Here is a 26,224-nt window from a genome sequence, read left to right on the forward strand (position 1 = left end):
TTATAGTTATTTATTTAAATAAATTTAGTATTTCATCTTCTGATAAATCAAATATATGATTATTTTTAAGTGATTTATCATCTAATATATTATTAATTAATTCTTTTTTTTCATTTTGTAATTTGATCACTTTTTCCTCTATTGTATCTTTAGCAATAAGTTTAATTACTTCAACTATTTTTTTCTGTCCAATCCTATGTGCTCTATCACTTGCTTGCGCTTCTATTGCTGGATTCCACCATGGATCAAAGTGAATAACAATATCTGCACTTTGAAGATTCAAACCAACTCCCCCAGCCTTTAAACTTATTAAAAATATAGATGAATCACTATTATTAAATTTAAATACTTCTTCATCTCTTTTTTTCTGGGATAGAGATCCATCTAAGTAGCAATAAGTTAAATTTTCTACTTCAAGTCGTTTCTTTATACTACTTAAAACTGAAGTGAATTGAGAAAATACAAGAATTTTATGATTTTCTTCTACAGCTACATTTAGTATATCTATTAATGCATCTATTTTACCACTTCCACCATGATAATTATCTAAAACTACACTTGGATCTAAAACTATTTGTCTTAGTTTCGTTATATAAGACAATATTTCGATTTTCCTAGATGAAAATTCATCATTTACTATTTTCTTTTCAATTAAGTCTATAACAGTATTAGTATATACACCATATACATCTTGCTGCTCCTTTGGAAGTTCAATTTCTATTATCTTTTCAATTTTTGATGGAAGTTCTTTCAATACATCACTTTTTATTCTTCTAAGAATAAAAGGTTTTATCAATTTTTTAAATTCATCTGAAAGTTCTTTACAGTCTAAATATCTTCTATAATACTTAACAATAAAAGTATCTCTATCAAATAAATATCCAGGCATTATAAAGTCAAAAATAGACCATAATTCAAGTAATGAATTTTCAATTGGTGTTCCTGTTAAAGCAAATCTATTTTTAGCATTAAGCATTTTAACACTTATTGCATTTTGTGAATTGTAGTTCTTTATATTTTGTGCTTCATCTAATATTATAGTTTCAAATTCAATATTAGCATATTCATTAATATCATTTCTTAATAGTGAATATGTAGTGATTAATACATCGTAATTATTTGCATTATTTATAATTTTACTTCGATATTCTTTTGTACTATTTACTAAGGCTACATTTAATGAAGGTGCAAATTTAGAAAACTCTTGTTTCCAATTAAATACTAAAGAAGAGGGAGCCACTATTAATGATGTTTTGCATTTATATGATGATAAAAAAGCTATAGTTTGTATTGTCTTACCAAGGCCCATTTCATCTGCAAGTATTCCACCAAAACCAAGCTGGGATAATGTTTTTAAATAACAATACCCTTTATATTGATAATTTCTAAGTTCTCCAACAAATTCTTTTGGCACTTCAAATGTTAATTTATCTATATTATTAAATTGCGATTTTAAGCTTTTTAAATTATTCACGCCTTTTAAAAACTTAATTTTATTTTCTTTTATAAAGTCATTTGTATAAAGTCCTTTGCTTTTATGAAATTCAATAGTATTATGTTCTATTATATTATCAGAGTTTAAATTATCTATTAATTTTAAGAAGTTATTTAGCTCTAATTCTTCTAAATCTAAAAATTCTCCGTTTTCGAGTTTATAATATTTTAAGTTATCCCTAAATGCTCTTAAAATATTATTTATTTCAAATTGCGGAATATCCTTTATTTCAAATTTTAATTCAAAATAATCATATTTACCAACGGAAATATGGCCTATAATACTCTTGTTATTAATAACTTTAATCCCTTTAAAATTTTCAGAATAATATACTGTACCTATGTTTTGAAGATCATAAATTTTATTTTTAAAGAAATTAAAAATATAGTTATCACCAAAGGTTAAATAGAATTTACCATTAACATGATCAAAGCCAAGAGATTTTAAAAGTGAAATTACTTGACTCTCTTTATTATAATCTCGATATATTACTTTTTGATCATACTCATTAAATATATTAAATTCATATTTATCATATTGCACTTTTAATGTCATTAATATGAAATTATCTTCCTTATCAAAATAAAAATTAAATAATGGTTTTGCTAAAACTACTTTTTCTTGTATATTTGAAGATAATATTAAATTATCACTTAAACTATTTAAAGTAGGAATAAGTTGTTTTAAAATTCTATCCTCTTCTTCTTTTGGGAAAATAACCTTAGTGTGATTTGAAAATATTTCATAGTAAGGTTTAATTTTATTTATGAAATCTTTAGTTGGTAAAAGTATAGTTGTACCATTAATCATAATATTAAAGTTATCATTTAACGTTAATGGTAAATCAGAAAGTAACTTTAGTATATATTCATTATTCTTATATTCTAAATTCATTTCTAAATAAGGATTACCCGTTTGTATTTCACAATCAACTGGACGGCTAAAAAAATTATCATTAAAATATACTCTATGATCTTTTATAGTATTAAAAAATTCTTTCATTAAATATTTGGGTGGGTATATATATTTTCCATCAATAGTTCTGTCCTTTGGTTTAATATGCTTAAATTTTGATCCATCTATTTCTAAAAGTTCATATATATAATTGATTAATGCTAAATCCTTACTAGAAAAAAATTGTTTATTAATATCAAATATAAAATCTTTGCTATATTTTAAAGGAATATGATTTTCATAATAAACAAGAAATTGATGTATGTCTTTTATTATATTAAGTTTATTAGATGATGTTTTCTTTAATCCAATTTTAAATTCTACGGAAATTTTACTATTATAATCAATCTTATTTAAATATACTTCAATTTTTAATTCATCTTTATCTTCATTATTAAGAAGAATATCCAATATATTTGTTCCTTTATTGTTGCACATTACTCTACTCCTTTTCAAAAATTAATTATAGCATATAAAATAACTATAGTAATACTAGAATAAAAGAGGTTGTATCAAATTTTCTGATACAACCTCTTAATAAGTTATTTACTTTCAATTTTGTCTAACTTTTTATTATATAAAAACATATATAATGATACACTAAAGATTACGAGATATCCTATTATACTTAAATAATCAGGCAATACTCCAAATAAAATGAAGCTAATTATTGCAGAGAATATAATATTACTGTAATCAAAGATTGAAATTTCTTTAGCCTTAGCATACTTATAGGCAATAGTAATTCCAAATTGTCCTATACTTGCAAAAATTCCAGCTAGTATTAAATATAAGAATTGTACTAGTGTCATTTTTTCATAAACCATTAACATAAAAGGTAATATTACTATAGTTGAGAAAAAAGAAAAGTAAAATACAATTGTATAATATTTTTCTCTACTACCAAGTACACGTAAGCATGTATAAGCAGCTGCTGCACAAATAGCACCACAAACTCCAATTAATGATGGAATAATATCGAAGTTAAACTGTGGTTTTATGATAAACAGAGCTCCAATAAACGCTATGATGATAGCTAGTCCTTGTTTGAAATTTATTTTTTCCTTTAAGAATAAAGCACTAAAAATAATAACAAAGAAAGGGCTAAGTTTATTAAGCATATTAGCATCAGATAATACTAACTTATCAATTGCATAAAAATTAAATACTATTCCTAATGTACCAAACAAAGAACGTAAAATTAGTATTTTTTGATTTTCTAATTTGCCAAAGAAACTTTCTTTTTTTACTAAAATGATTCCAAAAGCAATTATACAAGATGTTATATTTCTAAAAAAAGTTTTTTGAAATGATGGCAAATCTCCAGATAATTTAACAAAAGCAGACATCATTGCAAAACCAAAAGCAGACATTATAATAAATAAAACGCCTTTAGTTCTATTACTTAATGTTAAGTTTTTCATAGTACCTCCTAGAATTTTTATTCAATATATAGATTATCATAAATGATAATAATCCTCTAGTGATAATTTAAATTAACAAAAAAATAAACAAGATTAAAAATCTTGTTTATTAAAAGATTAGAACTTTATACTTGATACTTGTCTTACCATATTTAGTTCATTTTCAGATTCAACTTGAACTAAGGTTTCATTCCAATCCTTATCAAATTTAATTTTAAATATTTCTACATCATTTTTATTGGTAACTGGTGCCATTGCAACATACTCAGTTTTGTTTATTAGTTTTTGTTCTAAGATAGCATACTCTACTTTGTTGCCTTGCTCATCTGTAAATTTCATTGTTTTTTCATTCATTATTAAATCGCTCCTTCTTTTAACATAATATTAGTATTCTATAAAAAGGAGGAAATTATGAATGTGTATTACAATAATATTATTATAAGTTGAAAATTAATTATTATAGATATGTTTTTCAATAATTTTCCCACTATCCATAGAGACAATTTTATCTGAAACAAGTTTAGCAAATTCCATATCATGTGTAATTATAAGCATTGACATTCCTTCTTTACTTAAATTTCTTATTAATTTTGCAACATCTAAAGTAAGAGAAGGATCTAGTGCTGACGTAGGTTCATCAAAACACATCAATTTAGGATTAAGTGCTAATGCCCTACCAATTGCAACTCTTTGCTTTTGACCACCAGATAATTCACATGGATAATTGTTAGCTTTATGACTTAAGCCTAGAAAATTAAGAATTTCTAAAGCTTTATTTATTGCATTTTCCTTTTTTTCTCCTAAAACACGTATTGGAGCTTCTATTATATTTTCTAAGACTGATTTGTGCGGAAATAAATTAAAACTTTGAAAAACTAGACCAACATCTTTTCTTATAATATTAGCAGTCTTTTTATCACAATACTTTCCATCCTTACAAAGAGTATTTCCTGAAATCTCAATACTTCCATCATCACATTTTTCAAGTCCAGTTATTATTCTTAGTAAAGTTGTTTTTCCACCACCAGATGGACCTACAACAACAACAATTTCACCTTCTAAAATATCTAAATCAACACCTTTAAGAACTAAAGTGTTTCCAAATGTTTTTTTCAATCCCCTTATTTTTAACATATAAGCACCTCTTAACTGTAATATTGATATTTTTTTTCAAGCTTGTCCAATAGCTTAGTGAATATTCCAATTAGAATTAGATAAACAAGTCCTATAATCAAAAGTGGTAATAAAGATGAATCTCTATTACATGCTATTTTACCAACTCTTAATAGTTCATCTAAACCAATTACATAAACTAAAGCAGTATCTTTAACTAAAGTTACAATTTCATTAGCTACTGGAGGTAAAACTGTTTTAAATGCCTGTGGTAGAATTATTCTAAAAAATGTATCAGTTTTAGATAATCCCAATACTTGTGCTGCTTCATTTTGACCAACATCAACAGAAGAAATACCAGCTCTGAAAATTTCTCCAAAATATGCCCCATAATTTAAAGTAAATGCGATAATTGCAGCTGGAAATCTATCTATAACAATATTTAAGTTTGGTAGTCCAAAAAATATAAATACAATTTGTAAAAGAAGAGGAGTTCCACGCATTATTAAAACATAAAAACTTGTTATTTTATTTATTATTTTTATCTTTGATAATCTCCCTAATGCTACAATAAAACCTAGTGGAATAGATAAGGCTAATGTTAAGGTAAATATTTCTAGTGTTGACTTTAATCCTACTATAACTTGAGGCATCAATGTAGCTGTATAATTAAGTATATCCTTTAAAAAAGTTATTATATTTTCCAATTTAGATTCTCCTCTCTTTAAAATTAGTTTTCCTTGATAGTTATATCTTCACCAAACCACTTTATAGATATTTCTGCTAATGTTCCTTCATCTTGTAGTTCTTTATATGCCTTATTAAATGCTTCTAGCATTTCAGTGTCACCTTTTCTAATACCCACACCATATTCTTCTTCACCAAAATTTTCATCTAATATATTAAATTTATCTTCACCCTTTAAACTTATATAGTATCTTACTAAAATTTCATCTGCTACTACAGCATCAATTCTACCAGCTTCTAAATCCATTAAAGCTTGGTTATTATCCTCAAATGTAATTGCACTTCCACCATTAAAGCTACTATATAACTCTGCTTCTTTTTCCATTGCACTTATAGCAGAAGATTCGTTTTGGGCACCAACTTTTTTACCATTTAAATCATTCTTAGTTTTTATATCGCTATTACCTAATGTAACAATAACTTGTTGATTTTTTAGATATGGCACTGAGAAATCAACCTTCTTTTTTCTATCATCGTTAATTGTATATCCGTTCCATATTAAATCAATATTACCTGAATTAAGTTCAGTTTCTTTCATTGTCCAATCTATTGGTTGAAATTCAACTTCTTTATCTAACTTAGTAGCTAAAGCTTTAGCTAAATCAACGTCAAACCCTGTAATTTCACCATTTTCATCTTTAAAGACCATTGGAGCAAATGCATCATCCATTCCAACTATTAAAGTATCTTTACTTAAAGTACTTTCTATTTCATTTGATTTTGAACATCCAAATAATGATATGCTTAAAGATAATATACTTCCCCCTAAAATTATATTGCTTATTATTTTTTTTACTTTCATAATGTACCCCCTATTTATCACTTTCTTTATTTAATACTTTAACACATTAAAGTATTAAAAGCAACAGTTTTCTATTTTTTTGTAAAAAAAGAAGAATAAGATATCTTATTCTTCTTTTCTATAAATTATTACCCTAATATTTCAGTTAGATATTTTCTTAGTTCAATGTCTAATGAATTATCTCTTAAATAAAGTAATTTGCTATTAATTTCTTCATCTTTATCATGTAAAGAATAAAAACTTAATGCGGCTTTTAGTCTTAAATCTTCTGAAACTGAAGATAAATCAAACTCACCATCTTCATCCTTTAATATTAATGATAATTCTAAAACTTCATCACTTAATGCTACTGCTTTTAAGAATATTAATTGCTCTCTTGTGAATGTACCAACATTATTTATTATGCTTAAAGTTATATCATACGCTGATTCAATATTATTATCATAAATGTATTTTTTAAAGTATACTTCTAAAGTTTTTAAAACTTTATTATTGTTTTTTACTTGTGATAAAAATCCTAAAGTTGATAATATATTTTCATCACTAAAATTATCCATAATATAAATTATAGAATCTATAATTTTATCTTCTTCTATTCCTTTTGCAGCCATTTTACAAAGTAAATTAACAGCTTTTATGCTATTAGCAGATTTATCATTGGCTATTTTTAATAATTCATCAACACTATATTCATTAAAAGAATATAGTATAGTTAATACAGCATTTTTTACAGCTGTAGGCCATGCTCCTAAACCATTATATCTTCCTTTTAAATATGATGGTTTTGAAATTCCACCGTATAAAAATTCTGTTAAGGCTGATATATTTTCAATTCCTATTTCCTTTGCAGCTTCTTTAGAATATAGCTCCATTGAATCAAAGTTTTGAGACTTATCAACTACTTTTAATATTTCACCAGTTATAAGAGATTTTAATTCTTCTGGAGAAAGCTCTTTAGTATTATGATACTCTTCAACATGATCAATAACAAAATTATAATTAAAAGTATTTTCATTAACTTCTTCTGAATTCATTTGACCATTAAATTCGCCTTCATTAATTTCTTTTATATTTAAAGCTTCATCTAAAGCTATCTCATCATTTTCTTCTTTTTTTCTTTTAAAAAAATCAAATATACCCATTTATATTACCTCCTAAATCCTTTTCACTAATCACTTCTATAGATGCTTCTTTTAAAATTTTTGCTGTAATACCCATTCCAGGTATTTTAGTGCCATTAAAGTTTCCGTCATATATGTAATTAACGCCACAAGAAGGACTTCCTTCTTTTAATATTGCTTTTTTTATATTTAATTTCTTTGCAATATTTAATACCTCTTGTGCACCTTTAATAAATTCCTTGCTAACATTATCTCCATTTTTATTTATAATAGTAATGTCTTTTTGTGAGTTTTCTTTAGAATAGTTTATTATCTCACTTGGAATACGAGGTGTAGGCAATCCCCCTAATTGTTCAGGACAGACTAATATTGCTTTTCCTGAAGAAAATAACTTATCGCATATTTCATTATAATTATTAGCTCCATTATATTTACAATTAACACCACATAAACATGCGCTTATAAGATACATAAAATCCCTCCTTAGTCTGCTTTAATTATAGCATAATAAGGAGGGGTTTCAACTGAATTTACATTAATAATTTATGGTTATTTTAATTCAACAATAGTAACACCATCTCCACCTTCACCATAGACACCAAGTCTATAAGATTTAACATGTGGATGTCTTTTTAACATATCATTAATAGCTTTTCTTAAGACACCAGTTCCTTTACCATGAACTATTGTTACTTCACCTAAGTTACCTAGATAAGCTTCATCTAAATATTTATCAGTTCTATAACAAGCTTCTTCAGAATCCATTCCTCTTAAGTCAATTCTGCTATCAACTGATTTTAAGTTTAATTTAACTTCTCTCTTTTTCTTTTCCTTTTTCTTAGGCTCTTCTGGTACTTTACGTAGATCCTTCAATTTAACATTGATTTTCATTATACCAGCTTCTACTTGTACTTCCCCTTTATTATCAGGATTAGATACTATAATAACTCTTTGATTTAATGAAGGTAAAAATGCTTCCATACCTAAATTAACTTTAGTAATAGCTTCTCCACTATTTTCTCTTGATTTAAACATAGCAGCTTCTTTTTCTTCAAGACTAGCTTTTAATTTTCTTCTTTCTTCTTCTAATCTATTTCTTCCGCCTTCTGCAATTCCCATTTTCTCAAGCTCTCTCATAGCCTTAACTATTTCATCAGCTTCATCCTTGGCTCTAGAAACAATATCTTTTGCTTCTTGTCTTGCTTCATCATAAACTTTATCTCTAACTGTATCTAATTTTTTTAATTTTTCTTCATATTTTGCTTTTAATTTTTCAGCTTCTTCTTTTATATGTTTTGCTTCTCTAGCATCCCTATTAGCTATAATACTCTTTTCTTGTAAATCTCTAATTAAGTCTTCGAATTGTAAATTTTCTTCAGACATAAAGTTTTTAGCATTAGCTATTACAGCATCATTTAAGCCTAATCTTTTTGAAATTTCAAATGCATTAGACTTGCCAGGAACACCAATCAATAATCTATAAGTAGGTCGTAATGTTTCTACATCAAATTCAACAGAAGCATTTTCTACTCCAACTGTACGAAGTGCATATCCTTTTAATTCACTATAGTGAGTTGTAGCTATTATTCGAGATCCTCTTTTAGTTAAAGTTTCAATGATTGCTACTGCTAAAGCAGCTCCTTCAGTTGGATCTGTACCAGAACCTAATTCATCAAATAGTACTAAAGAATTAGCATCTGCATCATCTAAAATTGACACGATATTTGTCATATGAGATGAAAAAGTAGATAAAGATTGTTCTATACTTTGCTCATCACCTATATCAGCAAATATATCTTTAAAAAATCCAATTGCAGAACCATCTTTAGCAGGTATTAAAAGTCCACTTAATGCCATTAGGTGTAATAAACCAACTGTCTTTAATGTAACTGTTTTACCACCTGTATTTGGACCTGTAATCATTAAAGTTGTAAATTCTTCACCTAGATAAATATCAGAAGGAACTACAATTTTTGGATCTATTAATGGATGTTTTCCGCCAATGATATCAAAACTTCTATCTGTTCTTACAGATGGTTTAATAGCATTTAAAGATGATGCATATTTTCCTTTTGCAAATATAAAATCAAGTTCTCTTAATATATCTGCATTGCTTCTTAGAATGTCTATATTATCATACACTTTGGCTGAAAGTTCACTTAGTATTCTCTCTATTTCAGCTTTTTCTTTTAGCATTAATTCTTTTATTTCATTATTTAAGTTTACTAGGCTAATTGGCTCGATAAATAAAGTAGCACCTGTTGAACTTTGATCATGAACTAAGCCAGGAACAGCTCCCTTATATTCAGCTTTAACTGGTATTACATATCTATCTCCTCTCATAGTGTAAAGAGAGTCTTGTAAATACTTTGAATTACTTCTAACAATAGAATTAATCTTTTCTCTAACAGAAGAATTTTTTTCCTTTAGACTTCTTCTAATGTTATATAATGTACCACTTGCTTTGTCGCTTATTTCTTCTTCAGAAATAATAGCAGTATCTATTTCTGTTTCTAAACTTTTTAATGGAGCTAAAATATAAGCTAAGTCTTCAAGATTTTTATACCCAATCTCATCATCTTTTCTTGCAACGTATTCTTTAAATCTTCTTGAGCATCTAAGCATATTTCCTATTTTCATTAATTGCCCAGGATTAAGAGTTCCACCTTTTCCTGCTCTCTCTAGTTCCTCTTTAGTTTCGTGTAATCCCTCAAATGGAGGCGTTCCTTTACGAATTAATATATCTAAAGCTTCATTAGTTTCTTCAAGTTTCTTTTCTACTTCAAAAACAGAACCATATGGTGTAAGGGAATCAATAAGTTCCTTACCCCCACTAGTTACTGCATATCCTCTTAATTTATTTTTAATTTTATTAAATTCTAAAATTCTTAAAGTTCTTTCCTTCATAAATTTCTCCTATACAAATGCTATTTTTTTAATTCTTTATTTAGCTTTTGATTATTAATAATTAATGATATTGTAACTATTGCACTTATAGTTAGTAATGCAATATTAATTATATCTTCATGATTATGATTTTTACCAATAAATGATGAAATTAAAATAAGCATTTCACAAATAGTAATAGCTAATAGTATTATACTTCTTTTCCAGTTTGCTTTAACTTTCCCTGTAGTATTTATTTTTTCATTATAACTCAAACTTTTAAACCAATCTGTTTTTAGTACAGAAGAAGAGCTTCTCATTTGGAAAACACCAAAAATAAATATAATAATTAAAAATACTATGTTTAATATTCTCATAATAACCCTCCTAAAATTATTCTATACCTCTTCTAAATTGACCTTTTGTATAGTTTGCTTTATCATATTCCATTTTACCTACATACATATTTAAAACATTTTTTACTTCATTATATGTTTCATCTCTAAAATCAAATCTAAAAGTTTTTATACCTATATCTTTTAAGTAATTAACTTCATCAAATAAATTTAGAGGTACAGGATTTAAAATGTAGCTTCTACAGAACAAATCTGTCATTACTCTTAATCTTTCATTTACACGATCTATTAAAGTAAATTTATCTCTAGTACAAATTGCATTGCAATCAACATTGGTTTTTCTACCACCAAATGTACTTCCTATTGGACAGTATTCACTTATCATTAATTCGGGTTTACCATAAATCACATAGGCATTGTTGCCATGATTTTTACGTAGTATTTCTTTGATTTCACCTCTATTAAGTTCCATACTTAAAGTTGGAATAGAAATTTCTGATTGATAAAATTCTAAGCTTTGTGTATTCATTATATTAAGTTTATAATCACCTATAATTTGAAGGGAATTTCTATATAGGTTTATTAATCCTACATTAGATGTTATTATTCCTTTTATATAAGGTTTAACTTTTTCTATAACACTACAAACCTTATTAAATTCACCTTTAATTATAGATGAGGTCTTTATATATAAGTTAATATTTCCGTTATACTTTTCAAATGTTTCAATTATATCTGAAAATCTTAATGCATTTTCTTCTCTACTAAAAATATCAAAGGCAATATTATTTATATTACAATCTAGCAATGCATTTAATTGATTTTTTGTAATACAGCTATAAAGCTCTTTAGGAGTATCATCTGTAGCCTTAGGTTTTTCATTTGAAGATGATTTTTTTGTAGGACGTTTTCTTCTTGATTCTTTACAAATGCTTTTTATAAGGCTTTCTATAGAATCTCTTCTTAAGTTGTTTAAATCAGCAACTCTCATAAATCCATCTTCAAACTCTGTAAATTCAACAATGTTTAATTTAAATGGTACATCACCAGATTTAATTAATGCTTCTTTTATTCTTTCTTTATCTAAAGGACGCTTTTCAGCTTTTTGTACAACTTCACCAGCAAAGCAATAATCTTTTCCTTTATATTTTATATTTAATTCTATAGGAGAACCTACAACAAATTTAACAGAGGCATTTAAGGATATTTTTTTAGCATATGGTTTAATATAATCTTCTAACTCATCAAAAAGCTCTTTATTCAAACTTTTATATAGCTGTTCACCATTTTTATAATTAATAGGGAAAATTTTAACTATGTCACCTCTTTTAGCATTACTTTGCTCTTTGCCATTAATTAATATTTTACTTACAGTGAAGCCTTTATCTGCATGACGTATACCATCACCTAATGCAATATCTGCTTTAAGTTTAATTTCTCCATTTTTTTCTACTTGACCTAGAGGTACACCAGTATTTTTTGGAGAATTAAAGCTCATCATATCTTTACCAGTATTACTTTTTAAGTATGCATTAGTAAAACCACTTCTATTAAATAATTGTAATAATTGTCCCTTACCTTCTTGTTCATTATATTTTTTCTTTAATATAACTTTATCTACAGCTTTTCTGTAATTATCAACTACACCAGCTACATATTCAGGTCTTTTCATTCTTCCTTCTATCTTTAATGAGAATGTACCAGTGTCAATAATATCTTTAACATCTTCTATTGTGCACATATCTTTTGGACTAAGTAAATATCCTCTTTGTTCACCTGATTTTTCTCCTTGAAGAGTATATTCCATTCTACAAGGTTGAGCACATCTGCCTCTATTTCCACTTCTTCCACCAATTATAGAACTCATTAAGCATTGTCCTGAATAGCTTATACAAATTGCACCATGTACAAACATTTCAGTTTCAATCATTAATTCTTTAGAAATATGTTTAATTTCATCTAGGGACATTTCCCTTGATAAAACTACTCTGTGAAATCCCTTTTCTTTGAAGTAAATGGCTGCTTCACCATTATGTATTGTCATTTGTGTTGAAGCGTGAATTTCTAAATCATTATATTCTTCTTTTATTCTTTTAAATAATCCTAGATCTTGAATTATTAATGCATCTGCACCTATTTCATATAGATAACCTACATATCTAACAGCTTCATCAATTTCATTTTCTTTTAATATAGTGTTTAATGTAACATATATTTTTACTCCATAACTATGAGCATAATCAATTGCCTTTTTCATATTTTCGTTATCAAAATTTGAAGCATATGCTCTAGCTGAAAATTTATTTCCGCCTAGATACACTGCATCTGCACCTTTATTAATTGCCGCATATAAGCTTTCCATACTGCCAGCAGGTGCTAAAATTTCAATTTTATTCATAAAAATCTCTCCTAAGTTTCAATAATAATGTTATCATTTGTAAAAAATGAATTAGTAAATTAAATTTATAAACATTATTTTACTATTCAACTAATAATCAATTTAGTTAATAATCTCTACTAATAAATTAAAATATAGATTATTATTAAATTTTTAATTACTTCTATTTAGTATTCTTATACTTATAAAATAAACTACTTATTGTTATAACATAATTAAATATGTTTTTCTACATTAATTAAAATAAGCCTGCTCATGATTGAACAGACTTATCTTAATAGTGGGTTTTTTTCTCTTTTTTCAACCGCTAAATTGAATTGACTATCCATTAACTTCTTTTCTAAATCTAATACCTTGTATTTGAAGTTTTGTAATTGGAAATTAATTTCCTTATTACGAGATTTGAATAGCTCTTTTTTATTTAATGCATCTTGCAAATCATTTTCTAAAATAGAAATTTTATTTTCTAATATATTTTTTTCTTCTAAGCTTTGTTTAATATTAAGTTCTTTAAATTCTTTAAGCTCAGCTTCTTTAAATTTAATACACTCATTTAGAGTTGATATATTTTCCTGTAGTTCTGTATTTTGATTAGTATAATCTTTAATTTTTAAATTGAAACTTTCTATTTTTTCTTTTAAATCATCATTTTCATCGCTAAGCATAACATTTATTTTTTGAGTTTTTTGTAACTTATTTGAAAGTTCATCATACTCTTCTATAGCAACTCTACTATTTATTTCTTCTGTACAATTTTTAATGGTTGTTTCTAATTTTATATTATCAGAACTTAATTTTTGAACTTCTTCATTTAAGGTATTATTTTCAAATGTTAAATCATTATTTAATTTAGTTAATTCTTCGATTTTTTTCATTAATTCTGAATTAAGTGTTTTAATTTCTTCGTGTTCTTTTAACTTTTCTTCCATTTGGAATATCATTGAATTTAAGGAATCTACCTCGGCAGCTCTAGCTTTTGCAGTCTCATCTATATCAACTTTTAATTCTCTTAAACGTTCTTTAAGTGTTAAATGACGTTCTTCAAGAGAATTTTTTTTCTTAGTTATATTTCCAATTTCTAAATCACATTTAAAAAGTTCATCTGCTATATTAACAGCAGTTAAAACAGCTGCAGAACTTGTACTAAGTTTTTTATTACTTCCAGAAATTTCTCTAATTTTAGTATCAACGTAAGCTGCAACGTCTAACAAATATTTTTCGTCTTCTTTTCCTCTTAAGTTGTATTCGACACCATTTATTATAACCGTTACCGTATTCATCTTACACCTCTCAACATTTTGATTATGAGTCAATTATACCACAAATAGCAGGAAATAACTATATAATACCTTAAATTGATTAATTCATTATAAATTGCTATACTTTTAATAACTATCTTTTCATTTTATAGTCGAAAGAGTTTATTAACTGAATTAAAAACATGAATTTCACTTATGAGGTGTTAAATATGAATGATATAAATTTATTAAATAGTTGTAATTTATGTATTAGAAATTGCAAAGTAAATAGAAATCAAAATGTTATGGGAGTATGCAAAACATATAATAAAATTAAGATTGCACGAGCTGATTTGCATTTCTGGGAAGAACCTTGTATTTCAGGAGAAAATGGTTCGGGGGCAGTATTTTTTTCAAATTGCAATTTGAAATGTGTATTTTGTCAAAACTCTAAAATATCCCAAAATGGATATGGTAAGGAAATCACTATAAATAGACTTGCAGAAATATTTATGGAATTACAAAATAAAGGAGCAAATAATATTAATTTAGTCACACCAACTCATTATGTTCCTATGATTATTGAATCCATAAAAATAGCAAAAAAAAATGGGCTAGCCTTGCCAATAGTTTATAATACAAATTCTATTGATACTATAGATACTATTAAATCATTAGAAGGATATATTGATATTTATTTACCTGATTTCAAATATTTTAGTGATAAATATTCATTGAAATATTCAAAGGTAAATAACTATTCAAAAAATGCAATCGAAATAATATCAGAAATGGTTAGACAAGTAGGTCCTCCTGTGTTTGATAATAACGGAATAATGAAAAAAGGAGTAATTGTTAGGCATTTAATGTTACCAGGGTTACTTTTTGATTCAAAAAAAGTTATAGATTTAATTTATAATACATTTAATGATAAGGTATATATTTCATTGATGAATCAATATACTCCATTGTATAATGCAAAGGATTATCCCGAAATTAACAAATCAATAAATCCTAAAGTTTATGATTCTTTAATAAATTATGCATTATCTATTGGTGTTAAAAATGGTTTTATCCAAGATGCCGGAACTGATACAGAAGATTTTGTACCTGACTTTAACAATAAAGGTGTTTAAGGGATAGTATTAAACTATCCCTACTTTACTAACTACACCATCTACTATTTGTTTTCTTTTTTGATTTAAATATTCTCCATAAAGATGTTCTTGCTCATCTAAATCAGTAATATTTTCTATATTATTAACACTAGATAACACTAATTTATTTATATCAAGTCTATAAGTCTTATTTATGCTTGCATAAATTTTATTATATTCCTCTAATCCTCTTGTCTTTTTATACTTTCTAATTAATGAATCTAATGATGTATCGTACTTCTTTATTTTATATACAATTGAATTTAATGTTGTTAGTTTATTTCTCAAGAAATGTTTTTCATATTCTTGTTTAAGTTGAATTAATTCGTTAATTGTATATTCTGAATCATTTATAGTAAACTTTAAAGTTTCACCTTTAAAAGCCATATCTAAGATATCATTTATAATTTCATCATTAGTTTTATTGTATAAATTTTCATTTGCCCCAACAATTTCAAGGCCTTTTTTTAATTGATTGATTTTCTCATTTAATAAATTATTATTTATATTCATAATATCCCTCCACATTATATTACTACTTTTTCTTTGGTATTTGCATAAATATATGCAAAGTTGATTATACAAGATAATAATAGGAGTTGTAAAATATATTTATGTAAATAATATAATTTCCTACTAAAAAGTATTATTAAATTCATATGAAATTCCAATTTCATTTTTATGGATTTTGTCCTATAATATAGGCAAAAGGGTTAGGGAGGAATTAAATATGATTTTAAGATGTATAAATAATAATTTATGCGATAGTTTAACTTTAAACAAGGAATATTATGTTATTGAGGAGACTTCTGATTATTATGTAGTAATCGATGATTCGCAAAATGAAACTACTTGTAAAAAATCTAGATTTACAATTGTTGAAGACAATGACTTATCTAAGAAATGTAAGGCAACTATTAATGAATTAGCTTATCAGTTAGATAATGAATTTAAAGACATAAAGAATTTTACAATTAGAAAAAATTCTAAAGGTGAAATTAAGGAAATTAGTGTTAAATTTAAATATGAATAATAAAAAGAATGTTATTAGAGTTATTTCTAATAACATTCTTTTTCGTTGTTAAGGGAATATTATAAATATTACCTGGGAAATTTTTCAATAACTATTTCATTAATTTACAGATGTCGTTAGTAAATTCAACTGGATCTGATATGCTTAATCCTTCAATTAATAATGCTTGATTATATAAAATATTAGTATATAAATTCAATTTATCTTTATCATTTTCATAGGCATCCTTTAATGCTTTAAAAACTTCATGATTAGCATTTACTTCAAGTACCTTATCTGCTTTTACACCTTGTGCATTAGGCATTTGATTTAATACCTTTTCCATTTCAATTGATAAATCTCCTTCATTTGATAAACAAACAGGATGATTTTTTAATCTCTTAGAAATCTTAACAGCACTAATCTTTCCATTTAAGATATCTTTCATTGAATCAAATAATGCTTTGTTTTCTGCATCATTTTCCTCTTCTTTTATTTCTGCATCATTATTTTCAATACCTAAATCACTGCTTGACACTGATTTAAATTCTTTATCTTTATACTTCATAAGCATTTTAATAGCAAATTCATCAATATCATCAGTAAAGTATAATATTTCATATCCTTTATCAAGTAATAATTCTGTTTGAGGAAGTTTTTCTATTCTATCAATAGATTCTCCAGCAGCATAATAAATATACTTTTGGTCATCAGACATTCTTGTTACATATTCATCTAAAGTAGTCATCTTCTTTTCTTTTGATGAATAGAACATTAGTAAGTCTTGAAGAACATCTTTTTCTGCACCAAAGTTATCATACACACCAAATTTAAGTGTTCTTCCAAAAGCAGTATAGAACTTTTCATAGCTTTCTCTATCATTTCTAAGCATTTTTTCAAGTTCGCTTTTTATTTTATTTTTTATATTTTTTGCAATAAATCTTAATTGTCTATCATGTTGTAATATTTCTCTTGAAATATTTAATGATAAATCTTCAGAGTCAACTATACCTTTTACAAATCCAAAGTAGTCAGGTAATAAATCAGAACATTTATTCATGATCATTACTCCATTAGAATAAAGCTCTAACCCCTTTTCATAATCCTTTGTATAAAAATCATAAGGCATATTTTCCGGAATATATAAAATTGCATTATAGCTAACTGTTCCATCAACACTTAAATGAATATGTTTTAAAGGTTTATCGAAGCCATAGTGTTTTTCTTTATAGAAGTTATCATAGTCTTCTGTAGTAAGTTCATTTTTGTTTTTTCTCCAAATAGGAACCATGCTGTTTACTACTTTTTCTTCTATAATATCTTCATATTCGTTTTCTGAACCTTCTTTAAGTCTTCTTTCAGTTATATCCATTTTAATTGGATAACGAATAAAGTCAGAGTATTTCTTAATTAATGTTCTAATTTTATATTCTTCTAAATATTCATAAAAATTTTCATCTTCACTATTTTCTTTTACATGTAAAATTATATCTGTACCAATAGAATCTTTATAACATGGTTCTATTGTATATCCATCAACACCACATGATTCCCATTTATACGCTTCATTGCTTCCATATGCTTTACTTATAACAGTAACTTTATCTGCAATTAAGAAAGATGAATAGAATCCTACACCAAATTGTCCTATGATATCATAACCATCTTTAATTTCATTTTCTTTTTTAAATTTTAATGAACCACTTTTAGCTATAACACCTAAGTTATCATCAAGCTCTTCTTTAGTCATACCTATACCAGTATCACTAATTTTTATTGTTCTTGAATCCTTATCAAGAGTTACTTTGATGAAATAATTATCTTTGTCAAAGTTTATATTTTCATCTACTAATGCTTTGTAATATATTTTGTCAATTGCATCACTTGCATTTGATATTAACTCTCTTAAGAAGATCTCTCTATGAGTGTAAATTGAATTAATCATTAAATCTAATAATCTTTTTGATTCTGCTTTAAATTGTTTTGTTTCCATAAAACTCTCTCCTTTTTTAATCTCATAAGTTATTGTTAGCACTCAATAACAATGAGTGCTAACACTATAATAATTATTTTACTACTTTAATTTTCATTGTCAATATTATTAATAAAGTATTTACAAAAAAGTAAAAACAATGATAATACTTTATTAATATAAATAATATACTTTACTATATTATTTATATTTGGAGGAATTATTACGGATAAAAGCCATTTAAAGATAAATAGTATTTCATGTGTATTAGAAAATAGATTGATTATAATTTCTGTATATGTAATACCAATACTTTTACTATTTCATTCAAAGTTATGTTATGTTAACTGGTTATATCCAATAATTGTTTATTATTTTAATTCTAACAAGAAGCATATTAAGTATTACTGTAAAAAAGCATTTATACTGCAATTTATTTATTTTATACTCAATATATTTTTTATAATATTAATAAAATATTTAATTAATTATGCTTTAAGAATTCCATATCCTATTTATACACTAAAATTAATTAGTACATTTATGCCACCAATTATATTTATTAATACTGCAATATTTGTAATATTATCGTTTTCATATATAATTAATGCTTATAATGAAAAGTATTAACTAAAATTAAAACTACACAAATTATAAATAGATTTTATGATGATTTATAATTTATGTAGCTTTATTTTTTTATTCTTCTTCTTTTAATATTTTACTACTAAAGGCTGGTATAGAAATGTTTAATTTATAGTCTTTTACATTTAGTTTTTCAGTTTTATCTAGTAGATTAATTAATGTACTATTTGCAAAAGGTACATTAAATTGTAAAATTTCTTCTTTATTATCAAGGTTCAAAGCAATCAAAATCCATTTATCATTATATCCTCTTCCAAAAACAAATTGTTTATTTTTGACTAAAATTTCTTTATAACATCCTTGTGTTAATTCTATATTTTTAGTTCTAATAGATATTAAGTTAGAAATGAACTTTTCTATATTTTTTGCATCAATATCATTTTCAAAATCCTCTAAAAATAATTCTGGTCTTAGGTTTAAATCACTTATCTTTCTATCACCTTCTATTGCCCACTCGCTTCCATAGTAAATTGATGGTATTCCAGGAATAGTAAATAGTATTGTATAAATATTTTTTAAATATTCCTTTGTATTAACCATTGAAGCAATTCTATTTACATCATGGTTATCAACAAAATTATACAAGTCTATATTTTTATAAATACCATAATCACCAAATTCTCTATTTAAAGAATAAGCGATTTCAAAATAATTTTTTTCATTATGACCTGAATATAAACCTTTATATAGTTCATAATTGGTTGCTGAGTGTAACATTTCTGGTGAAGCTATACTATTATAGTCACCATGAATCATTTCGCCCATTAGCCAAAAATCATTTTTAAATTGAGTTGTTTTTTCTCTAAGTTCTTTTAAGAATTCTTTAGGTAATAAATATGCAACATCAAGTCGTATTCCATCTATTTCAAATTCATTTATCCACTTTTCAATTACTTCAAAAAGATAATTTTTAACCTCTTTGTTATATAAGTTAAGTTTGACTAAATCATAATGTCCTTCCCATCCTTCATAATAGAAGCCATCATTATAGTTACTATTTCCATTAAAATTAATATTAAACCATGATGTATATGGTGATTGAGATTTTTTATCTATAACATCTTTAAATGCCCAAAATTCACGTCCAACGTGGTTAAAGACTCCATCAACAATAACGCTAATATTATTATCGTGTAATTTTCTAACTAATTGTTTAAAGTCTGCGTTTGTTCCTAAACGATCATCTATTTTTAAATAATCAATGGTATCATATCCATGATAGGTAGATTGAAATAATGGTCCGAAGTAAATTGAATTTATTCCAAGTTGAGTGAAATGATTTATCCATTTATCATCAATCTTTGATAATCCAGCTTTTTTTGTATAATTTTTTTTATTATTTATCACACCGCAAAACCCTAATGGATATATGTGATAAAATACTGAAGATTTTATTGAATTAATCATGTTATACCCTCCTAAAATTAAATTATTAGTAATCATAATTTAAAACTTCTACCATATAATATATAATATCAAAAAACTCATAATATTCTCCTATATATATAGCCTTTCAGCTTATAATTATTATATTTGTCTGAAAGGCTCAATTTTATAACTATAAAAAAAATATTTTTAGTGTATAAAATGGAAAAAGTGGCAATAATTATTAATGTAAGATACATTTTGTGTATTGAGCTACACATACCTCTGTATAATTACCTTAAAAAATAAAGGAACAGGTTAAATAAATAACTTGTTCCTTTATTTTAATAAAATTTTCTATAACGTTCATACCTTTGATTAATAAGTTCATTTACATCCATTGATTTTAAATCATTTATTTCTGATATTAATGATTTTTTTAAATCATTCGCTACTGATTTAATATCTGTTTGAGCACCACCAGTAGGCTCATTTATTATTTTTTCAATTACACCGTTAGAAAGCAGATCATAAGCTGTTATTCCCATTACATCTGCTACCTCTTTAGCTTTTGATGAATCTTTTAATAAAATTGATGCAAAACCTTCAGGTGATAAAATAGAATAAACGGAATTTTCTAAAGCCCAAACTCTATCACCACAAGCTAATGCAATGGCACCACCACTTCCACCTTCACCAATAATAATAGAAATAATAGGTGTTTTGATTTGTGAAATTTCAAAAAGATTTCTTGCAATGGCTTCTCCTTGACCTCTTTCTTCAGCTTCAACTCCGCAGTAGGCTCCAGAAGTATTAATAAAACAAATTACTGGTCTATTAAATTTCTCAGCTTCCTTTATTAATCTAAGTGCTTTTCTATAACCTTCTGGATAAGGAGAACCAAAATTTCTTTCCATATTTTCTTTTAAATTTTTTCCTTTTTGGATTCCTATTATAGTGACAGGAGTATTTTCAAGCTTTCCTATACCCCCAATTATAGCTTTATCATCTCCATAGTATCTATCTCCATGTAATTCAAAAAAATTATCAAATATTAATTTTATATAATCCTCTGCGTTTGGTCTATCAATCATTCTAGCTATAGATAATCTATCCCAAGCTTTAATTGCTTTTGTCAATAGAATCACCTCCTGCTTGATTATGCAACCCTAATAGAAGCGATAAAACATTTTTCATTTCATCTCTTTTTACAATATTATCAACAAATCCTTTTTCTAATAAAAATTCAGCACTTTGAAAGTCTTCAGGTAACTGTTCTTTTATTGTGCCTTCAATTACTCTTCTTCCTGCAAAACCAACTAAAGCATGAGGTTCAGCTAAAATTATATCACCTAACATTGCAAAGCTTGCTGTTACACCTCCAGTAGTTGGATCTGTTAAGACAGTTATATAAAGTAATCCGGCTTTACTATGACGAGCAAGAGCTGCACTTACTTTTGCCATTTGCATTAATGATAAAATTCCTTCTTGCATTCTAGCTCCACCTGAGGCAGTGAAAATTATTATTGGCAAATGTTCTTCAATAGCTTTTTCTACAGCTAATGTAATTTTCTCTCCAACAACAGTTCCCATACTTCCCATCATAAAATGAGAATCCATTACACATATCACAGATTTATTACCATTAATTAAACCAGTACCAGTTATAACAGCTTCTGTAATTCCAGAACTATCTTTATATTTAGCTATTTTCTTTTCATAGCCTGGAAATTTCATAGGATTGTTTGTTTCCATATTTCTATTAAATTCTATAAATGAATCTTGATCACATATCAAGTTAATTCTATCGTGAGCTGATAATCTAAAATAATGATTGCAGTTGTTACACATGTAGTAATTTTCTTCTAAGTTTTTCTTATATAATATTTTGCCACAATGGTCACATTTAACCCAGGCTCCATCTGGTACTATTGGGATATCTTTGTTATCAATAAAAGGAACATTTATAACTCCATATTTTTTCTTTTTAAAAATTCTCATAATATCACCAACTTATAGTTTAAATTCATTGCTTATAAAACTAGTATCATAATTTCCTAAGCGAAATAATTCATTATTTAATATACTAATTTGAAAATCTATATTATTATCAACACCATCTATGACAAATTCATCTAATGCTCGTAACATTTTTCTTATAGCTTCTTCTCTAGTTTTTCCATGAGCTATAAGCTTAGCAATCATTGAATCATAAGTAGGTGGAATACTATACCCATTATAAACAGCAGTATCTACTCTTATTCCATTTCCACCAGGAATATTTAAAAAATTTATTTTACCTGGGCATGGAGCAAAACCTTTATTAGGATTTTCAGCATTAATTCTACATTCAATTGCATGACCTTCAATTACAATATCATCCTGAGATAATGATAATTCTTTACCATTTGCTATATTTAATTGTTCCTTTACAATATCTACATTTGTTATCATTTCTGTAACTGGATGCTCAACTTGTATTCTAGTGTTCATTTCCATAAAATAAAAATCACCATGTTTATCAAGTAAAAATTCTATAGTTCCTGCATTTATATAGTTAACTGCTTTTGCTGCATTAACTGCAGCTATTCCCATTTTTTCTCTTAATTTATTACTTAAAATTATAGATGGTGCTTCTTCAAGCACCTTTTGATTTCTTCTTTGAATTGTACAATCTCTTTCACCTAAATGAATTACATTTCCGAAGGAATCAGCTAAAATTTGAAATTCAATATGCCTTGGATTTTCAATAAATTTTTCCATATAAACAGAGTCATCGCCAAAATTATTTTTAGCTTCTGTTTTAGCAGTAAAATATGCATTTTCCAATTCAGATTCGTTAGGTACAATTCTTATTCCTTTACCTCCACCACCTGAAGAGGCCTTTATCATTATAGGGTATCCTATTTTTTTTGCTTCTATTTTAGCTTCTTCAATATTATTTATAAGTCCATCGCTTCCAGGAATAACTGGAACATTTGCTTTTTTCATTATCTCACGTGCCATTGATTTGTTGCCCATTATGCTAATTGTTTCACTACTAGGGCCAATGAATTTTATATTACATTCTTCACACATACTTGCGAAACTTGCCTTTTCTGATAAAAAGCCAAATCCAGGGTGAATGGCATTACAACCAGTAACTACGGCAGCACTCAATATATTACTTTCATTAAGATAAGAATCTTTAGATTTTGAAGTTCCAACACAAATAGCTTCATCTGCAAGTTCTGTATGCATGGCATCTTTATCAATCTCAGAGAAAATAGCAACAGTTTTTATTCCAAGCTCTCTACAAGCACGAATAATTCTTACAGCAATTTCGCCTCTATTAGCTATTAAAACTTTTCTAATCATAAAAATACCTCCATTAACCTACCATAAAGGTTAATTCTCCTTCGCATACCTTTTTATCATCTACATAAGCTATACCATATCCTACTCCAGCTCTACCACGTAACTTTGTAAGTTCAACTTCTAATCTTAATGTATCACCAGGTACAACCTTTCTTCTAAATTTAGCTTTATCTATACCTGCAAAATAAGCAATTTTACCTTTAAATTCATCTTTACTTAATATTGCTACTGCCCCCGTTTGAGCTAAAGCTTCGATTATTAATACACCTGGCATTACAGGCTCTATAGGAAAATGACCTTGAAAATAATTTTCGTTAGCAGTAACATTTTTGATTGCAACTATTTTATTTCCATCTATACTTATAACCCTGTCTATTAATAGAAAAGGATATCTATGGGGTAATATTTCTTTTATTTGATTTATATCCATAAAAATTTCTCCTTATTAACTTATGAAGTATTGTTAAACTATTTTGAAAAGCTCCATTCCAAATTCTACAATATCTTCATCTTCTCTTAATACTTCGATTATCTTTCCATCTACTTCAGCAGTTATTTCATTCATTATTTTCATCGCCTCAATAATGCATAACACATCTCCTTTTTTTACTGTCGTACCTACTTCAACATATGGTGTTCCACCAGGAGTTGAAGAGGAATAATATGTGCCTACTAAAGGTGACTTAACAATTGTTACATTTTCATCAATAATTGGTATATTGTCATTTCTATCTGACATGATTGTATTATTATTAACATTATTTAAGCTTTTAACTAAATCCTCTTGCTGAATATCATTTATAGTTTCATTAATACAGTTAGTAGTATTATTTTTACTTAGTTTTAACTTAATATCACTATCTTCTAATTCAAAAACTCTTAATGACGAGGAATCTATTTCCTTTATCAAATCTTTAATTTGGTTATAGTCTAACAATTTAAGCTACCTCCATTTTTTAAATATAAGAGTTGCATTATGACCACCAAAGCCTAATGAATTTGACATAGAATACTCAATGTTACTTTCTTTACCTTCATTTACTATTAGGTTTATGTCGCAATCAGGATCAGGATGAACATAATTTATTGTTGGTGGCACAAAGTTATCTTCTACTGCTTTAATAGATGCAATTGCTTCTATTGCACCAGCTGCACCTAATAAATGACCAGTCATTGACTTTGTAGAGCTAACATATGGCTTCATATAGTTATCTCCAAAAGCTTTCTTTATTGCTAATGTTTCAACTTTATCATTGATTTCAGTTGCAGTTCCATGTGCATTAATATAAGAGATTTTACTAGGTTCAACATCTGCATCCAACATTGCATCTCTCATAGCTCTATAAGCACCATCTCCATCAGGACAAGGTGAAGTTATATGATATGCATCACAAGTAGAACCATAGCCAACAATTTCACAATAGATATGAGCACCTCTTTTTAAAGCACTTTCAAGTTCTTCTAATATTAATACTCCTGCACCTTCCCCCATTACAAATCCATTTCTCTCTAAATCAAATGGGATAGAGGCTCTATTTCTGTCTTCACTTTTACTTAATGCAGTTAATGATTGGAATGAAGAAATACCAAATTCACAAATTGAAGCTTCTGCTCCACCAGCGAAAATAACATCACAATAACCATCCTTAATGTTTCTATATGCTTCACCTATACAATGAGTTGCTGATGCACATGCTGATGTTATACTAAAGCTGCTACCTAGTAAACCAAATTTAATAGCTATTGTTCCAGAGGCTATATTTGATATTGACATTGGTATAGTTAATGGTGAAACTCTACTAGGTCCTTTAACTACTAAAGTTCTTATTTGAGATTCAAGTGTTGATAACCCTCCAATTCCAGAACCAAAAAAAACACCTATTTTTTCTCTATTAGCTTCATCAAGATTAATTTTACTATCATTTAAAGCTTCAGTAGCCGCAGCTATTGTAAATTGAGTATATCTATCCATTCTTTTTGATTCTTTTTTATCCATATATAATGTAGGATCAAAGTTTTTAACTTCTCCTGCCATTTTAACTTTTAAATTTTCATGATTAAATAATGTAATTTCATCTATTCCATTTTTAGCTGATTTTATTCCAGACCAAAAACTTTCAACATCATTTCCAATTGGTGTTACAGCACCAAGACCTGTTACTACTACTCTTCTTTTCAAAGT

Annotated in this window: 23 protein-coding genes; 2 read left to right on the plus strand and 21 right to left on the minus strand. The window is 26.5% G+C overall.

The window, feature by feature from the left end; all coding sequences use genetic code 11:
- Positions 1-10 precede the first annotated feature (10 nt).
- From ABUA17_RS00230 to ABUA17_RS00285, 12 genes are all read right to left on the minus strand, one after another.
- Positions 11-2,887: a DEAD/DEAH box helicase gene (locus tag ABUA17_RS00230; RefSeq protein WP_349817893.1), complete on the minus strand. Its 2,877-nt coding sequence runs from the start codon at positions 2,885-2,887 to the stop codon at positions 11-13.
- A gap of 104 nt (positions 2,888-2,991) precedes the next feature.
- Positions 2,992-3,873 (minus strand): DMT family transporter, encoded by an 882-nt coding sequence (locus tag ABUA17_RS00235; RefSeq protein ID WP_042398789.1) that lies wholly within the window; start codon positions 3,871-3,873, stop codon positions 2,992-2,994.
- A 117-nt stretch (positions 3,874-3,990) separates the two neighbouring features.
- Complete coding sequence (locus ABUA17_RS00240; protein ID WP_042400295.1) at positions 3,991-4,227, minus strand: DUF1292 domain-containing protein; 237 nt, start codon at positions 4,225-4,227, stop codon at positions 3,991-3,993.
- Between the two features lie 96 nt (positions 4,228-4,323).
- Positions 4,324-5,007 (minus strand): amino acid ABC transporter ATP-binding protein, encoded by a 684-nt coding sequence (locus tag ABUA17_RS00245; RefSeq protein WP_042400299.1) that lies wholly within the window; start codon positions 5,005-5,007, stop codon positions 4,324-4,326.
- Positions 5,008-5,018: 11 nt separating this feature from the next.
- Positions 5,019-5,639 carry an amino acid ABC transporter permease gene (locus ABUA17_RS00250; RefSeq protein WP_195951204.1) on the minus strand — a complete coding sequence of 207 codons (621 nt, stop codon included), beginning with the start codon at positions 5,637-5,639 and terminating at the stop codon, positions 5,019-5,021.
- A gap of 77 nt (positions 5,640-5,716) precedes the next feature.
- A complete protein-coding gene (locus ABUA17_RS00255; protein ID WP_195951173.1) occupies positions 5,717-6,535 on the minus strand; it encodes an amino acid ABC transporter substrate-binding protein in 819 nt (272 codons plus the stop codon).
- 128 nt (positions 6,536-6,663) lie between these two features.
- Positions 6,664-7,677 (minus strand): hypothetical protein, encoded by a 1,014-nt coding sequence (locus ABUA17_RS00260; RefSeq protein ID WP_042400305.1) that lies wholly within the window; start codon positions 7,675-7,677, stop codon positions 6,664-6,666.
- Positions 7,664-8,128 (minus strand): 2-thiouracil desulfurase family protein, encoded by a 465-nt coding sequence (locus ABUA17_RS00265; protein ID WP_042400308.1) that lies wholly within the window; start codon positions 8,126-8,128, stop codon positions 7,664-7,666. The genes ABUA17_RS00260 and ABUA17_RS00265 overlap by 14 nt, the downstream gene beginning before the upstream one ends.
- A gap of 77 nt (positions 8,129-8,205) precedes the next feature.
- Positions 8,206-10,563, minus strand: a complete 2,358-nt coding sequence (locus tag ABUA17_RS00270; protein ID WP_042400311.1) for an endonuclease MutS2 — start codon at positions 10,561-10,563, stop codon at positions 8,206-8,208.
- Positions 10,564-10,583: 20 nt separating this feature from the next.
- On the minus strand, positions 10,584-10,919 hold the full coding sequence (locus ABUA17_RS00275) for a hypothetical protein (RefSeq protein ID WP_042400314.1): 336 nt from the start codon (positions 10,917-10,919) through the stop codon (positions 10,584-10,586).
- Between the two features lie 16 nt (positions 10,920-10,935).
- Positions 10,936-13,296 carry a U32 family peptidase gene (locus tag ABUA17_RS00280; protein ID WP_042400316.1) on the minus strand — a complete coding sequence of 787 codons (2,361 nt, stop codon included), beginning with the start codon at positions 13,294-13,296 and terminating at the stop codon, positions 10,936-10,938.
- Positions 13,297-13,565: 269 nt separating this feature from the next.
- On the minus strand, positions 13,566-14,576 hold the full coding sequence (locus tag ABUA17_RS00285; RefSeq protein ID WP_349817896.1) for a cell division protein ZapA: 1,011 nt from the start codon (positions 14,574-14,576) through the stop codon (positions 13,566-13,568).
- Between the two features lie 188 nt (positions 14,577-14,764).
- Between ABUA17_RS00285 and ABUA17_RS00290 the strand changes: the two genes are divergently transcribed.
- Positions 14,765-15,670, plus strand: coding sequence for a radical SAM protein (locus tag ABUA17_RS00290; RefSeq protein ID WP_349817897.1), 906 nt, complete (start codon positions 14,765-14,767; stop codon positions 15,668-15,670).
- 9 nt (positions 15,671-15,679) lie between these two features.
- On the opposite strand, the gene ABUA17_RS00295 is transcribed toward ABUA17_RS00290, so the two are convergent.
- Positions 15,680-16,204, minus strand: coding sequence for a hypothetical protein (locus tag ABUA17_RS00295; protein WP_042400322.1), 525 nt, complete (start codon positions 16,202-16,204; stop codon positions 15,680-15,682).
- A 217-nt stretch (positions 16,205-16,421) separates the two neighbouring features.
- Between ABUA17_RS00295 and ABUA17_RS00300 the strand changes: the two genes are divergently transcribed.
- Positions 16,422-16,724 (plus strand): hypothetical protein, encoded by a 303-nt coding sequence (locus ABUA17_RS00300; RefSeq protein WP_042400324.1) that lies wholly within the window; start codon positions 16,422-16,424, stop codon positions 16,722-16,724.
- A 91-nt stretch (positions 16,725-16,815) separates the two neighbouring features.
- Here ABUA17_RS00300 and htpG read toward each other — a convergent pair whose 3' ends face one another.
- From htpG to fabF, 8 genes are all read right to left on the minus strand, one after another.
- The gene (gene htpG, locus ABUA17_RS00305; protein ID WP_195951172.1) at positions 16,816-18,696 is read right to left on the minus strand and encodes a molecular chaperone HtpG; all 1,881 of its coding nucleotides are present in this window, start codon (positions 18,694-18,696) and stop codon (positions 16,816-16,818) included.
- 678 nt (positions 18,697-19,374) lie between these two features.
- The gene (locus ABUA17_RS00310; RefSeq protein WP_055275965.1) at positions 19,375-20,727 is read right to left on the minus strand and encodes an alpha-amylase family glycosyl hydrolase; all 1,353 of its coding nucleotides are present in this window, start codon (positions 20,725-20,727) and stop codon (positions 19,375-19,377) included.
- 302 nt (positions 20,728-21,029) lie between these two features.
- Positions 21,030-21,824: an acetyl-CoA carboxylase carboxyltransferase subunit alpha gene (locus tag ABUA17_RS00315; protein ID WP_154820878.1), complete on the minus strand. Its 795-nt coding sequence runs from the start codon at positions 21,822-21,824 to the stop codon at positions 21,030-21,032.
- Positions 21,808-22,686, minus strand: a complete 879-nt coding sequence (accD, locus tag ABUA17_RS00320) for an acetyl-CoA carboxylase, carboxyltransferase subunit beta (protein WP_055275967.1) — start codon at positions 22,684-22,686, stop codon at positions 21,808-21,810. The genes ABUA17_RS00315 and accD overlap by 17 nt, the downstream gene beginning before the upstream one ends.
- A gap of 12 nt (positions 22,687-22,698) precedes the next feature.
- Positions 22,699-24,042, minus strand: a complete 1,344-nt coding sequence (locus ABUA17_RS00325) for an acetyl-CoA carboxylase biotin carboxylase subunit (protein WP_042400333.1) — start codon at positions 24,040-24,042, stop codon at positions 22,699-22,701.
- 13 nt (positions 24,043-24,055) lie between these two features.
- Complete coding sequence (gene fabZ / locus ABUA17_RS00330) at positions 24,056-24,472, minus strand: 3-hydroxyacyl-ACP dehydratase FabZ (RefSeq protein WP_042400336.1); 417 nt, start codon at positions 24,470-24,472, stop codon at positions 24,056-24,058.
- Between the two features lie 33 nt (positions 24,473-24,505).
- The gene (accB, locus tag ABUA17_RS00335) at positions 24,506-24,979 is read right to left on the minus strand and encodes an acetyl-CoA carboxylase biotin carboxyl carrier protein (RefSeq protein ID WP_055275969.1); all 474 of its coding nucleotides are present in this window, start codon (positions 24,977-24,979) and stop codon (positions 24,506-24,508) included.
- A gap of 6 nt (positions 24,980-24,985) precedes the next feature.
- Complete coding sequence (gene fabF / locus ABUA17_RS00340) at positions 24,986-26,221, minus strand: beta-ketoacyl-ACP synthase II (RefSeq protein WP_055290851.1); 1,236 nt, start codon at positions 26,219-26,221, stop codon at positions 24,986-24,988.
- Positions 26,222-26,224: the final 3 nt, after the last annotated feature.

Source organism: Clostridium sp. RTP31139st1_H3_RTP31139_211217, assembly GCF_040227035.1.
GTDB classification, from domain to species: Bacteria; Bacillota; Clostridia; order Clostridiales; family Clostridiaceae; genus Clostridium; species Clostridium saudiense.